Annotated in this window: 13 protein-coding genes; 11 read left to right on the forward strand and 2 right to left on the reverse strand. The window is 48.2% G+C overall.

Annotation, left to right across the window (positions count from 1 at the left end):
* Window position 1: 1 nt before the first annotated feature.
* Window positions 2-1,138: a nickel-dependent hydrogenase small subunit gene (hyaA, locus tag SHEWMR4_RS09610; RefSeq protein ID WP_011622593.1), complete on the reverse strand. Its 1,137-nt coding sequence runs from the start codon at window positions 1,136-1,138 to the stop codon at window positions 2-4.
* A 350-nt stretch (window positions 1,139-1,488) separates the two neighbouring features.
* Here hyaA and SHEWMR4_RS09615 point away from each other — a divergent pair, with 350 nt between their 5' ends.
* From SHEWMR4_RS09615 to SHEWMR4_RS09660, 10 genes are all read left to right on the forward strand, one after another.
* Entirely contained in the window at window positions 1,489-1,956 is a 468-nt protein-coding gene (locus tag SHEWMR4_RS09615; protein WP_011622594.1) for a TlpA disulfide reductase family protein, read from the forward strand.
* Between the two features lie 3 nt (window positions 1,957-1,959).
* On the forward strand, window positions 1,960-2,181 hold the full coding sequence (locus SHEWMR4_RS09620) for a DUF4266 domain-containing protein (protein WP_011622595.1): 222 nt from the start codon (window positions 1,960-1,962) through the stop codon (window positions 2,179-2,181).
* A 92-nt stretch (window positions 2,182-2,273) separates the two neighbouring features.
* Window positions 2,274-3,620, forward strand: coding sequence for a DUF3570 domain-containing protein (locus tag SHEWMR4_RS09625; RefSeq protein WP_011622596.1), 1,347 nt, complete (start codon window positions 2,274-2,276; stop codon window positions 3,618-3,620).
* A 102-nt stretch (window positions 3,621-3,722) separates the two neighbouring features.
* Window positions 3,723-4,625, forward strand: coding sequence for an FAD:protein FMN transferase (locus SHEWMR4_RS09630; protein ID WP_011622597.1), 903 nt, complete (start codon window positions 3,723-3,725; stop codon window positions 4,623-4,625).
* Between the two features lie 10 nt (window positions 4,626-4,635).
* Window positions 4,636-5,295, forward strand: coding sequence for a response regulator transcription factor (locus tag SHEWMR4_RS09635; protein ID WP_011622598.1), 660 nt, complete (start codon window positions 4,636-4,638; stop codon window positions 5,293-5,295).
* Window positions 5,296-5,408: 113 nt separating this feature from the next.
* Complete coding sequence (locus SHEWMR4_RS09640; RefSeq protein ID WP_011622599.1) at window positions 5,409-6,809, forward strand: ATP-binding protein; 1,401 nt, start codon at window positions 5,409-5,411, stop codon at window positions 6,807-6,809.
* Window positions 6,810-7,235: 426 nt separating this feature from the next.
* On the forward strand, window positions 7,236-8,873 hold the full coding sequence (locus SHEWMR4_RS09645) for a glucan biosynthesis protein G (RefSeq protein ID WP_011622600.1): 1,638 nt from the start codon (window positions 7,236-7,238) through the stop codon (window positions 8,871-8,873).
* A gap of 23 nt (window positions 8,874-8,896) precedes the next feature.
* On the forward strand, window positions 8,897-11,080 hold the full coding sequence (gene mdoH / locus SHEWMR4_RS09650; protein ID WP_011622601.1) for a glucans biosynthesis glucosyltransferase MdoH: 2,184 nt from the start codon (window positions 8,897-8,899) through the stop codon (window positions 11,078-11,080).
* 230 nt (window positions 11,081-11,310) lie between these two features.
* On the forward strand, window positions 11,311-12,939 hold the full coding sequence (locus tag SHEWMR4_RS09655) for a L,D-transpeptidase family protein (RefSeq protein ID WP_011622602.1): 1,629 nt from the start codon (window positions 11,311-11,313) through the stop codon (window positions 12,937-12,939).
* A 123-nt stretch (window positions 12,940-13,062) separates the two neighbouring features.
* The gene (locus SHEWMR4_RS09660; protein ID WP_011622603.1) at window positions 13,063-13,611 is read left to right on the forward strand and encodes a DUF882 domain-containing protein; all 549 of its coding nucleotides are present in this window, start codon (window positions 13,063-13,065) and stop codon (window positions 13,609-13,611) included.
* On the opposite strand, the gene SHEWMR4_RS09665 is transcribed toward SHEWMR4_RS09660, so the two are convergent.
* Window positions 13,562-13,996, reverse strand: a complete 435-nt coding sequence (locus tag SHEWMR4_RS09665; RefSeq protein WP_011622604.1) for a hypothetical protein — start codon at window positions 13,994-13,996, stop codon at window positions 13,562-13,564. The two genes, SHEWMR4_RS09660 and SHEWMR4_RS09665, sit on opposite strands and share 50 nt — an antisense overlap.
* Window positions 13,997-14,308: 312 nt before the next feature.
* On the opposite strand from SHEWMR4_RS09665, the gene rplY reads away from it, so the two are divergent.
* Entirely contained in the window at window positions 14,309-14,596 is a 288-nt protein-coding gene (gene rplY, locus SHEWMR4_RS09670; protein WP_011622605.1) for a 50S ribosomal protein L25, read from the forward strand.
* The last annotated feature ends 1 nt before the right edge of the window (window position 14,597 follow it).

The raw sequence follows: 14,597 nt of genomic DNA on the forward strand, positions 1-14,597 counted from the left end.
CTTATTCCTCCAGCGGCTTGGCAAAAATACTGGCAACGGCGTGGGCTCCAATGCCGACGACGGTTGCGCTTAAAATCACCGCACCGACTGTGTCTGCGGTCGCATCCAATCCATGGAGTAGTTGACGGCCAAGGGGTTTTTCAAAGTCGGCCATATCATCCCAGAAGTTAGGTTCTGAGCAGCCCATACAACCGTGGCCCGCTAACACTGGCCAGCTGGTATGGTGGTTAAAGCGCTCTGTGGGGCAGTTGTTATAGGTATAAGGTCCTTTACAACCCACTTTGTAGAGGCAGTAACCTTCCTTCGCACCGTGATCGCCAAACTCTTCAACGAACTCACCGGCATCGAAACGGCCGCGGCGTTCACAGTTATCGTGTACCCGTGCGCCATAAGCCCATTTCGGCCGGTTGAACATATCCAGCGCAGGTAATTTGCCGAACATGATGAAATACATCAGGGTGCCGACGATGTTTTTCTCACTCGGTGGACAGCCACCTAAGTTGATCACAGGCTTGCTCACAACTTCGTGTACCCCTTTTGCCCCAGTCGGGTTGGGGTAGGCGGCTTGCACACCACCGAAGGAAGCGCAGGTGCCGACAGAAATAATCGCCGCAGCACCTTCGGCGGCATGTTTGATAATTTCTAAGCCAGTATGGCCTTTACAGCCAACGGTTAAGAAGCTGCCGTTATTGGCGGTCGGTATCGCGCCTTCAACGGCGAGCAGGTAACGACCCTTGTAGGTCTCTAGGGCGTGCTCGAGATTTTCCTCTGCTTGCCAGCCAGCAGCGGCCATGAGGGTTTCGTGATATTCCAACGAGATATGATCGAAGATCAGCGAATCGAGATTGGGCGTATCGGCGCGCACTAAGGATTCGGAGCAGCCAGTACATTCGGCCATGTGTAACCAGATTAAGGGTACACGGTCGGCGAGTTCGGCAGCTTCGGCGACTAAGTTACTAAAGGGCAGCGGTAGGGCGAGCATACCCGTCACCATGGCGCTCCACTTCATAAAGTCACGGCGGGTAATGCCGTGTTGTTGCAATTTTTCGGTTAATGTTTGCTGTTGACGGGGAGCGAATTGGCGCAGTGCATCTAAGCGCGCCTTTCCCTGTTCATAGAGGGCTGCATGTGTGTCCATGGGTCAACCTTTTTGTTATTTGAATGTAAATTGGTAAGGGTTTACATACTTGACATAACCAGTTTAGGCCTTAGGGGATAGAGAATTCTTGATGCATATCAAGAATTTTCAAGAGATGTGATGAAACTGATTTTGACATTTAATTAACATGATGCAGATCTAATTTCGGTTTTACTAATGGGACAAAATGTCGCACTTTTAACTATTTTTCTATTACAGCTCACTTTGTAATCAATTGATGCGGAAGAGGATAACTACACAGCCTAGCTTAAATTTATTCTTCTACAGTTTAAGAAAACCTTAAGATTCAGTTAATAGATTCAAACGCACTTGTGATGGATGGACCTTGTATGAAAAAACTCTTGTTGTTACTCAGTTTGTTAAGCGCTGGCGCCTATGCTGCACCGTCGCTCGATCACCAAGTCTTCGATGCACAAAATCAAAGCGTTTCCTTGACCGAGTTTAAGGGCAAAGTGGTCTATGTCGATTTTTGGGCGTCCTGGTGTGGGCCGTGCCGTAAGTCTTTCCCGTGGATGAATGCGATGGCACAAAAGTATCGAGAGCAAGGTCTAGCCGTGGTGGCGATTAACCTCGATACCGATAAGGCGCTCGCCGATGAATTTTTAAAGCAGCTTCCTGCCCAGTTTTCGGTACGTTTTAATCCCGAAGGCGATGTGGCTCGAAGCTTCGATTTATTGGGGATGCCCAGCAGTTTTATGTTTAACCGCCAAGGTGAGTTAGTCAAAAGCCATGTGGGCTTTTATCAAGACAAAGCTGCCGACTATGAACAAGAACTCGTGAGTCTGTTGAAGGAGTAAGCTATGGGTAAAATCACGTTAGTCGCCGTGTCGTTGGTGATGTTGGGTGTGAGTGGTTGTTCAAGCCTTGGGGTGGAGCCATGGGAGAAAGGGCAACTCGCGCGAGCGGATATGGCCCTTGACAGTGAAAAGTTAGATCAGGCGTTAGACGATCATATCTACTTCAGTAAGGAAGGTAGCAGCGGCGGTCGCGCGTTTGCGGGCGGCGGTTGTGGTTGTAACTAAACATTGCCAGTTCAACAAGTTGTACCTGAGGTTTTAGCCTAAATTGGTTTTTAGGCTAAAAAGGCTTTACTGACATAAAGGTGTTGTCTGCCATGACAAATAATAACAATAAGTTAGACCCAATAGTCCCGCAAACGCAGCAAACTAAAGCACAGACAAAACAGATCGCCAGCGCGTTAGCTTTAGCCAGTTGTGGTTTGTTCGTGTCCAATGGACACGCAACCGAGCTTGCGAAAAATGTCGATGACTGGAAAGTCGATGCCGCACTCATGTATTACGGTGAGCAGGACAGAGTACAAGCGATAGAAGCTATTGGTACGGCGCAGAAAAACTTTGGCGACGACAGTGTGCTGGATTTAAAGCTGGTGGTCGACAGCTTAACCGGCGCCTCGGCCTCCGGTGCGGTCGCCCAAGGCGACAGCCAAACCTTCACCCGTCCTTCCGGTAATGGCCAATATAAGGTAGCGGCCGGTGAAACCCCTCTCGATGATACCTTCCACGATACCCGAGTGCAGGGCAGTGCCAACTGGTCACAGGCGCTCAATTCCGATTGGAAAGTCAATGGCGGCGTCTATGGTTCTAAAGAATTTGACTATATGTCGATGGGTATTAATGCGGGAGTTGAGCGAGGTTTTAACAAGGACAACACTACACTGTTTTTAGGCACGGCCTACAGTTTCGATGTGGTTGACCCCGTTGGTGGCAGACCCGTGGCCTTATCTTCCATGGCCATCCGCGATAATTTTACCAGCGATGAGACTTATCGCAGTGCATTCGATGCCACCCGTCAAAGTGGTAGTGACGATAAACAAACCGTCGACTTGATGCTGGGCATCACTCAAGTATTGAACCAACGCTGGTTATTGCAGGCGAACTATGGCTTATCCAGTGTCAGCGGTTATTTAACCGATCCCTACAAAGTCTTGAGTGTGGTCAATGACAATGGTTTGACTCAAGATACTGTCTATGAAAACCGCCCCGATTCGCGCCTAAAGCACAGTTTTTATGTGATGACTAAAGGGGCACTCGATTCGGGGGTAGTGGATTTCTCTTACCGCTATAACACAGACGATTGGGACTTAACCTCGCACACTTTAGAAACCCATTATCGTTACTACTTTAGCGGCAGTTTCTATGGGCAATTGCATTTACGTTATTACCAACAGTCGGCGGTGAACTTCTATCAGCCGTTCTTGCTTGCTGATACGCCTCTGCCTGAGTTTGCTAGTGCTGATTATCGGATTGGTGACATGAGTGCCTATACGATTGGGGTCAAGTTTGGTCACCGTCTCTCGGGTGGTCATGAAATGACTTATCGCTTGGAATATTACCAACAGGATCCGAAAAACAACGGCACAACAATTCCAGGAGAGCTGCAAAACTACGACTTATTCCCGACACAAAAGGCAATAACGGCGCAGTTTAGTTATTCATTTTAAAGGTAAACTGTGCTACTTAGTACAAACTATCAGCGCAAACAATATGGGTAGCCTTGCTGCCCATATTGAGTTTTGGCTAAGCCATAGCATAAGGATTTTAAGATGCCAGCAGTTTCCCCTAATGCGCCTTATCGACTCCAACGCCGAGATTGGGGTTATTTAGGTGAATTTAGGGCCATGGCGAGCCCCTGTGAGTTATTAATCGCAAGCCACGACGAAAGCATTGCCTACGATATGCTCGATATGGCAGCCCGTGAGGCGCAAAGAATCGAGCAAAAATATAGCCGCTTTATTGAGGGCAATTCTCTGTGGCGGCTTAATCACGCCCAGGGTGAGCGCGTCGGCATTGATGAGGAAACTTGGCAGTTGCTAGCTTTTGCCAAGCAATGCTTTGAGTTAAGTGAAGGGCTATTTGATGTATCTGCTTGCCCTCTAATGCAAGTATGGCGTTTTACGGCCGATGCCAAGATGCCCTCAAAGGCGGATATCGAAGCCGCGCGAGCCTTGGTCGGCTTTGAGCGCATCGAATTTAATTCCCATGAGTTGTTGATGCCCAAAGGCATGCAGCTCGATTTTGGCGGTATCGCCAAAGAATATGCGGTCGATAGGGTCGCCTATGAGCTTGCCGAGTCCTATGCGGGGATTTCGGTACTGGTCAATTTTGGCGGTGATATAGCTTGTCCAGTGGCAAATGTCGTGCCTTGGCAGGTGGGTATTGAAGATCCGCATCAGCTCGACCATGCCGCGAAAGTGCTTGCCATGACCCAAGGCGCTTTAGCGACCAGTGGTGATACACGGCGGTTTATTGAAGTCGAGGGTAAACGCTATGGACATATCGTCGACCCGCGCACTGGCTATCCTGTAAGTGAGGCGCCGCGCTCGGTGACGGTACTTGGGCCAAACTGCGTCACCGCGGGAATGTTAGCCACCATGGCCATGTTACAGGGTGAACAGGCCGAAACTTTTTTAGCCGAGCAATCGGTGCAATTCAGTATTTTTCGATAGGGCATTATCAATGCGTATCATGTTAGTGGAAGACAACGAATTATTAGCCCAAGGGATCTGCCTGAGCCTTGCCAAACTGGGGATGCAGGTCGATCACCTAAGTAGCTATCAGCAAGCATTAGTGGGCATTAAGAATGAAACCTTTAGCGCCATAGTGCTCGATTTAGGTCTACCGGATGGTAATGGTAAAGAGTTGTTAAAAGCCTGGCGTGCAGAGGGTGTCTCGATTCCGACGATAGTGCTGACGGCAAACACAGATTTCGATACAAAACTCGAGTGCCTCGATATTGGCGCCGATGATTATTTAGGTAAACCCTTCGATGTGCGTGAGTTAGCCGCACGGATCCGAGCTATCGTCCGCCGTCAATATGGTCTGGATAATAACAGTTTGAATATCGGTGCATTAAGTATTGATCTCAACACCCGCGAGGTGACGTTTCGCGATCAAAATGTGCCCCTCTCTCGCCGGGAATTTCAACTTCTGCTCGAACTGGCCCAATCCGCTGGCCGAGTGTTAACCCGCAGTCAGTTAGAACAGCTAACCTATGGTTGGGATGAAGTCGGCAGCAACTCGATAGAAGTGCATATCCATCACTTACGTAAAAAAATGGCCAATGAATTGATTAAGACGGTGCGCGGCATTGGCTATACCTTAACCGAAGTCAATTAACCCAAAAATGGGATAACTGATCAGGATTTAAGTGACAAACCCGACGTTTATCGGTATTTAGTAACTGCCTTATAGGCAAGTCTGCTCTTACCATAAACAACGGGGACTACGGGGTGAATCGACTCAAGGTGCTGGATGTGTACTCATTACGTTTGTTATTAACCTTGCTGATGCTTTCGGGGATCTCTGTGTCCGTAGGCATTTCCAGCTGGTTTAGCACCCGAGATTCTAAACATCAAATCGAAGAATTATTCGATGCGCAGATGTTGCAATCTGCGAAAATGCTTGAGCTTTTCTATCACGATGAAGCGGAATTTAAAGCGCCGCAAGAGATACCACAAATTCTCCATGTTCCCGATAGTCAGATCAGTAGTTTTGCTGATAAAGCCGATGCGCTTAAGTTGGCCTATGAGCATAAACTCGCATTCCAGATCTGGAGCGAAGCAGGGCAGGCACTGGTCTTTTCAGACAATATTGGTCGTCAACCCATTACTAAATTTGTTCAGGGTTACAGTAAGAAAGTGTTCGAAGGCGAGCTGTGGCATGTGTTCAGCTTTTTTTCGGTCAAACACAAAGTGTGGATCGTCACCGCCCAGCAGGACGAAGTGCGTCAGGAGCTGGTTTCGCAAATTATGCACAATGCAGTGATAGTGCCACTGATCGTCGTACCCTTAACTTTACTGATTGTGAGTTTACTGTTTTACATTCTTTTTCGGCCGTTAAAGTCCTTCGAGCGTGAGTTAATGACACGTTCGCCTAACGATCTCACGCCGCTGACAATGTCACTGCCTAAGGAACTCGTGCCCGTGCGCCGCGCGCTAAACCAATATATCAGCAGCATTGCACACTTTATTGCTAGGGAGCGCCGCTTCAGTGCCGATGCGGCCCATGAGTTAAAAACCCCGTTATCCGTGATTAAATTACATCAACAGGGTTTAGAAGGTTTAGTGGGCGAGGGTGATGCGGAGCGCATTCACCTTGCGGCCATCGATGCGGGGGTGAAGCATATGAGTCACACCGTTGAGCAGCTTTTATTGCTTGCGCGGGTCGATTCGATCGCCGAATTGAATGTGCAGCCTCATCCGTTACTGTCAATGGTGGAAGATGCGCTGAATCAGCTAATGCCACTGATCACCGACTATGAATGGAATATTGATGTTGACGCAAGTTTAACGCTGAACTGTGACCGTTTTTACCTACTGATAGTGCTGAAAAATATTATCGAAAATGCTTGCAAATATAGCCCAGTTGAAACCAAAATTAGCATCAGTGCGGCCCGAACTGACACTGGAATTGAGATAAAAATAGCCGACCGTGGCCAAGGTATGACTCCCGAGCAAATCGCCAGTGCGACGGAACGTTTTTACCGAGTCAATGAAAACGAAGGCATAGGCGCGGGGTTAGGCTTATCCATCTGTTACCACATTATTGATTTGCACCTAGGCCAATTGACGATAGCGCCCCGTGAAAACGGTGGCTTAGTCGTCACACTCACTTTGCCAGAATCACGATAACTTTAGGTGTAATGCCGGAATGATTAAGGCAGTTAGTATAATTATTTAAGCTAACTGGTTAGCGTATTGGCAGCGATCACCTAAGATTAGTGACTAAGATTAATGAGAGTCGCTAAATTTGCAAAACAGACTGATTTTGTTTCTATTATGCGCACTTAGCAGCACTTTATTAACGCTTGTTACTTTTAAAGATCAAATCGGTATGTTAATTCGAATTTGATATTCTTTATTGGTATAAGTATATTGCTAAATAGTATCGTGCAAAGGGAGTTAACTGCATCTTTATTTATGAGTTTTTTACTCCTTCTGATATCTTTCGCGATATGTAACAGCCTGTGTTTTTTTACCATCAAACAGCGGTAAAAAAATTTCACTGTGCACACAAAAAACGTTGATTTCTTAGTTTATTTTTAGGTTACCTATCCTATGGTTAGCTTGTTGCGTTGCCAATCGTTTAAACCTTCATCTTCACTCATTTGCTCACTGGCGCTTAGCGCAGCATTTGCGCTGTCGAGTTCGGCATTTGCTGAAGAGACAAAGCCTGCTGAAAACAAACCCGCCACACCTGTGGTGAGTCCACCTAAGGCGACGGCCCAGCCGGCGAACAAAAATCAAGTGAGATTTACTAAAACGGGCACCTTTGATGGCGACTCTGTAGTGAAGTTAGCCCGCAAGTTGGCTTCTAAACCCTATGTGGTGTTAAAGGATCCGCTGCCAGCTGGCCTCGCTAAGTTAAGTTACGATGAATACCGCGACATTCGCTTCAATCCTGTTTCGTCCATTTGGCGCGATCAAGGTTTACCGTTCCAAATGCAAATGTTTCACCGTGGTTTCTATTTCCAAGACTTAATCGAAATTGCCATCGTTGAAGCTAACCAAGCGACTCACTTAGCCTACGAGCCTAAGTATTTCACAGCGGGTGAGGTTATCACTCAAGCGTTGCCAAACGACGACATTGGCTATTCAGGTTTTCGCATTCATAACCAGTTAAACACCAATGGTGTTTACGACGAATTGATGGTGTTCCAAGGCGCGAGTTATTTCCGTGCCTTAGGTAAAGGTAACTCCTATGGTTTATCGGCCCGTGGTTTGGCCTTGAAAACCGCCGATCCTGAAGGTGAAGAGTTCCCGATTTTCCGCGCGTTTTGGGTTGAACGTCCATCCTACGACAGTAACCTGATCGTGGTTCACGCACTGCTGGATAGCCCAAGTGTGGCGGGCGCGTACCGATTCTCTGTGCGTCCTGGTGACAACACCCAAATTGACGTCGAAGCGACCTTATTCCCTCGCGTCGAACTCAGCAAAGTGGGTCTGGCGCCAAGCACTAGCATGTTCTTACATTCACTCAATGGCCGCCACGATACCGACGACTTTAGACCCGAAGTCCACGATTCAGATGGTTTGTTGATGTTTAACGGCCGCGGTGAGCACCTATGGCGCCCACTGGCTAACCCGCGTCAATTACAGGTGAGTGCGTTTTCTGACAACTCGCCACAGGGTTTTGGTTTAATTCAACGTGAACGCAATTATGCCTCTTATCAAGATCTCGAAGCCCACTACGAGCGTCGTCCAAGTCTGTGGATTGAACCTGTGGGTAACTGGGGACAAGGCGCGGTCGTTCTGACAGAAATTCCAACAGAATCAGAAATTCATGATAATATCGTGAGCTTCTGGAAGCCGCGTCAGCCGATCCCTGCGGGCAGTGAATATCACTTTGCTTACCGTATGAGCTGGGGCGATGAACCAGTAGCGAAAACCAATTCCGTCGTGGTGAGTCGTACTGCCAGTGGTCGTGCCGACATCGCAAAAGCGACCCCAAGACGTTTGTTTGTCGTGGATTATCATCTGAACGGCGCTATGCCCGATGAATTACCGCTCGCGAAGGTTGAGTCTTCCGGTGGGGTGATTGCAAATGTGGTTATCGCGCGTAATGCGGCTAACAATGGTTATCGCCTCGCGTTTGAGTTGGAGCCAGAAGATAAGGAACTTATCGAATTACGTGCCGAACTCAAGTTCTCAACACCGCGTCAGGTTGAAACCTGGCTCTATCGCTGGACGCTTTAAGGTCCATGACGGAGCAACATAATATGACTGTATCCGAGAATTCGGTTCTTGAGACTGAAGTGCTCGTGGGTGGTAGCGCCATGCCTAATGAAAGGCCTGGCGCAATGGAACCCCAAAGCTTAAGCCAAATGCCTGAAGGATTTCCGCGTCGTAGCACCGTGGCCAATGGTGTGCGCTCGAAAGTATCCCGTCGATTTTTTGTCGTGGGCGGCGCGCTCTTGCTGTCGGCCTTTGCTATCTATGAAATGGGCGCTGTATTCAGCATCGGAGGGATCACCCCCCTCGAATACTTGATGCTAGTGCTGTTTGCGATTAACTTCTGCTGGATTGCATTGGCGTTTTGTAGCGGTATTGCAGGCTTCTTCATGTTGCTGAAAAAGCCTAAACCAAACGAGCTTGAGCAGACTGAGCTACATACCCGCACCGCGATTTTGATGCCAACCTATAACGAGTCGCCTGATCGGGTGTTCTCTGCGGTATCTGTGATGGCGGAAGCCTTGTCCCAAACGGGGCATGGTCATGCGTTCGATTGGTTCATCTTAAGTGATACCACAGATCCTGAAATCGCCCTGTTAGAAGAACAGGCGTTTTTAGTGCTGCGCCAAGAAACCCATAAACATTCTCGCGTGTATTACCGCCGCCGCCGTAAGAATGTGGCGCGTAAAGCGGGTAACGTGGCGGACTTCTGCCGCCGTTGGGGCTCTCGTTACGATCACTTATTGGTGCTCGACGCCGACAGTTTGATGGAGTCATCGACCATCACTGGCTTAGCACAACGTATGCAGGCCGATCCTGACGCCGGACTTATCCAAACCATTCCATCGCTGATCAATGGCACCACCTTAATGGCGCGTCTGCAGCAGTTTGCGGCGCGTATTTATGGTCCTGTGATTGGTACTGGGCTAGGTTGGTGGGTACAAAAAGAAGGTAACTTCTGGGGCCATAACGCCATTATTCGTACCGAAGCCTTTATGGGCGCAGCAGGTCTGCCCAACCTTAAGGGTAAACCACCATTTGGTGGCCATATCCTAAGCCATGACTTCGTCGAAGCGGCGCTGATCCGCCGTGCGGGCTGGAGTGTGGTGATTGCCTATGACTTACCTGGCTCTTATGAAGAATGTCCGCCATCTATTGTCGATTTAGCCGTGCGCGATCGCCGTTGGTGTCAAGGTAACTTACAGCATTCCCGTATCCTGCCAACCAAAGGTTTGCACTGGGTCAGCCGTTTGCACTTAATGACGGGCATTATGGCGTATCTGTCATCGCCATTCTGGTTGTTATTGATTTTGACCGGTTTGATGCTCGCGTTGCAGGCACACTTTATTCGTCCTGAGTATTTTACCGACCAATTCTCGCTGTTCCCGACATGGCCAATCATGGACTCGGATAGGGCATTAAGATTGTTCTATATCACCATGGGCGTGTTGTTTGGACCTAAGATTTTCGGCGTATTATTGCTGCTAAAAGATGGCAATTTTGCCCGCAGTGTCGGTGGTCGCATCAAGGCGATTTTAAGCGTGATATTTGAGGTGATCCTCTCTGCACTAATCGCACCTATCATGATGTTCATCCACTGCGGTGCGGTGATGTCGATTCTGATGGGACGTGACAGTGGTTGGTCTCCACAGCGTCGTGACGATGGCAGCATGCCTTGGTTAACCCTGATCTATCGCCACCGCTGGCATATGCTGGCGGGCGTGATGTTAGGTTATGCGGCGATTTTGGACTCCTTAACATTGCTTGCGTGGATGAGCCCCGCCTTGATTGGTCTGTGGTTAGCCGTGCCGATTTCGGCGTGGACGGGGTCAATCAAAATTGGTGAGTTCTTCAAGCGCATTGGCATTTTGGCCACGCCAGAGGAGCGTAATCCTGCGCCTATCTGTATTCGTGCTCAAGAGGCGCGTGCTGCTTATCAGGCACATATCGAGCAGCCTTGGACATTAGCGCAAGTGTTAAAAGATCCAGCGTTAATGGAACTGCACTTGGCTATGGTTGATAAGCAGCCACTGCGTGCGGCGGGTACACCCATTGAACCGGTTGAAGCCATTGTGCATGTTAAAGTGCATGAGGCGCAGTGCCAACAGAGTGCCTTGGCATTATTTAACCGTCAGGAAATGGCGCTGGTGCTGGCCAATCCGCTGATGCTGCGAAGCTTGCAAAAGCTGCCAGAGCAGTTTGTGCCTGAAGACTTGGTCTCTTTCTGCTAGGTAACACGTTTTTAGGATAACAATTCACCCCGCTTAATGGGCTTAATTGTTGTCAAATAATTGAAATGCCACTGACGTCTGTCAGTGGCATTTTTGTTTTATCCCTTTGCTCGCCTGCATTTCGTCAACGGCTTCAGCTATAGTGAACACAGATTACTGGTGAATTGAGTGTCGATGTTTGCACTTGCGGTAATTTTACGGTCAAGAATCTGCTGTGACAGGGGACGTTTATGATGCCTGTGAGTCGATTAACGCTAAATCCTAATACATCCAACCGCAGCTTTAGTTCACTTAAGCGCTGGCCACTCGGTGCATTGTTGATGGGACTTTCGCTTGCAGTCATAGAATCCTATGCCGCCGAGCCACTGGTAACAGCACCTCTAAGCGTTGAACCACAAACGGTTGAGCTGCCCGCTCCTCCGCCTTCCGCTGAAGTCGCTGACCCAGACACTGCAGTTGAGCTAATTCTAGGGCAAACCTTACTCTTGAGTCTTGCCGATGTTAGCCCTGTTTTTAGCGCCAATTATCAACAGTTGAGCCAGTGGCAGCATAGAGTACTGGATAGCGAAGAGCGGACGAAGCTTCGCCAAATGCAGCTGCAACTGGATAACTATTGGCGGTATCTCGATACCCAAGCTGAATGCATCACGCCGTGCAGATCGGCTGCATTGATGCCAACAGATGCGTATTTTCGCGCTGTGGTTCTCAAGCTGAAGCAATTGATGGCGTTAGCGGAATCCTCTTCGTGGGAGACGCTCATCCTCGAAGATAAATTAAGCCCGGGGCAAGAGAGTCCTCTCATCGCATTAATTGTGCAGCGTCTTTTTCTATTAGGCTTTCTGGCAGATAAGCCAAGTCCAGTTTCCGAGACAGCAGCTGATCCAGAAGCGCTTTCGCCAGACGTAACGACTCACCCTGAATCAAAGGCGTATCCAGCCCAAGGTTCTGCTGACAAGAATCCCATGCTTTATAACGATGAACTCGTTGCCGCAATTAAAGTCTTTCAAACTCAACATGGCTTACAAGCAGATGGGGTGATAGGTAAGCAGACCCTGTATTGGCTTAATCAATCTCCCTATGCTCGGGCGCAGTTACTGGCGAAAAACACCCTTAGGCAGCAGATTTTTACTCGCACCTTACCTGCAAGCTATCTGGTGATAAATGTCCCGGCATTTGAGTTGCAATTCGTCGAAGCGGGGAAGGTTATCCTCAATTCAAAAGTAATAGTGGGCAAAGCATCGCGGCCAACACCGCTGCTAAGTAGTCATATCTCCAGCGTGGTGGTCAATCCACAGTGGCGCGTGCCACGCACCATAGTGCGGCGCGATATCTTGCCCCATATACGCCAAGATGGTCATTACCTGCAGGACCGCGGGTTCGATGTTTACGACTATGACGGCGCGCGAGTCGAACATTCGCCACAGGAGTGGCAAGAGTTGGCGTCCAGCCATTTTCCCTATCGTTTAGTGCAACGCCCCGGGGCGAAAAACGCCTTAGGTCGGTATAAATTTCATTTCGACAACAGTTTTAGTGTGTATTTGCACGGAACTTCTGAGCCAAGTCTCTTTAAAAAGACCGATAGGGCCTTATCATCGGGTTGCATTCGGGTTGAAAAGGTCGAGGAGCTGGCCCGCTGGTTTCAGACTCACTTAGTTAAAGATACGCGCCTTTGGGACAAATTAACGCCTAATACCACTCAATCCCAATGGTTTGCGTTATCAGATACCATGCCTGTCTACACGGTTTATTGGACAGCATGGCTTGATGATGCTGGGCAAATTCAATATCGCAATGATATTTATCACTTAGAAGCTGAGTTTACCCAGGCGGTGCCTGCATCAATTTTTTACATTCTATAACGACCTGAACTTTTAAGAGATTTTGAAATCTGAAATCTTGTGAGCCAGTCAAGGCTTGATCTGAATGGCGATTCAGTATAATTTGCGGTTTTAGTGTCCAAAAAACGAACAAAAGGTGATGATGTGACGTTACTTTGTCCTGCCCGTAGGCAGTTGTTGTTAGGCCTCAGTGGTGTGGCATTGTGTTCTTTAATTCCTTCTAAAGCGTTTGCGAGTCGGTCGACTAAAGGGGTTCGCGATCTCAGCCTCTATAATCGCCACACGGGCGAGCATAACAATGGCAGTTATTGGATTGACGGCCATTACCAGAGCGAAGTGTTGAATGATTTTAGTCATTTACTGCGGGATCATCGCCAGAATGTGGCGGCGCCCATGGATAAACGCTTATTCGATCTGCTTTACACCCTCAAGAGCACCCTCAATACGGAGAATGAGATCCATGTGATTTCAGGCTATCGTTCGCCTAAGACCAACGCCATGTTGGCGGGTAAGAGCAGTGGGGTGGCAAAGAAAAGTTATCACATGCAAGGCATGGCAATGGATATCGCTATCCCAGGAGTGAATCTTAAGACTCTTAGAGATGCGGCGTTATCACTCAAATTGGGTGGTGTGGGTTATTACCCTAAGTCGGGCTTTGTACATGTTGACTGTGGTCCAGTACGCCACTGGTAGTCTTATCGCTTTGCTGCGTGAGCTGCTGATAAAACTGCAGCTCCAACGCTTGAATATCTCGCAAATAATGCTTCAACAATGGCAAAAACTGTTGCCCTAGCTTGTTCATTTCTCTGTGTTGTTGCCAGTCATTCACATGCTGATTGAGGCACTGTGAAAACTTAAATTGTCTCAGTCGTTGGCCTTCAACGACGGATGATTCACAAAGTTGCATTAGCATTAGCAAACTACGGTTTTTTTGTTGAGTGCAGGCGAGCAACTCTAGTAGTTTCAGCTCTATTGTGGTCTGCTGATAGGGGACCGTTTCGATAAGTGAGACGAGTTCACGGGCTAATTGGCATGAAAGGCGATTATCTTGTTGCAATAAATACAGCTCGTGACGCATGTTTGACAAGACTGAAGTGACAAAATTTGCCCGAGCTTAGCAGGCATCGGCTGGTGTAAGTGTGATCAAGATCGCGTGTTTTTTGATTCAGATCAAAGACTTTTCGCATATGTAACAGGTCACAAACAAGTTTTCCAATTCAATAAATACTCTTTGTGATTTATAACGATAGCCTTTGTGTACCATTGAAGTTCGAGAGCTTGGCTGTTCTTGTGCCTGCTGAGTAACTGTGTTAGTATGCGCGCGCTTTATATGAGTCACCATTGGTCGAAAATGGTGACGGTTTTTACTCTAAATTTAAGTGAGAAACACATGTCTTACACTATCCAAGCACAAACCCGCACTGAAATAGGGAAAGGTTCGAGCCGCCGCCTACGTCATGCAGGTAAAGTTCCTGCTGTTATTTATGGCGCAGGCAAAGAGCCAGTTTCTATTGTTTTTGATCACAAAGACATCATCAACATTCAAACTAACGAAGACTTCTACACTTCTGTTGTCACTATCGTTTTAGATGGCAAAGAAGTAGGTGTTCGTGCACAAGCTATGCAACGTCACGCGTTCAAGCCAATGATCGAGCACGTTGACTTCGTTTACGCTTAAT

Origin of the sequence: Shewanella sp. MR-4, from assembly GCF_000014685.1 — a bacterium.
Lineage (GTDB): Bacteria > Pseudomonadota > Gammaproteobacteria > Enterobacterales > Shewanellaceae > Shewanella.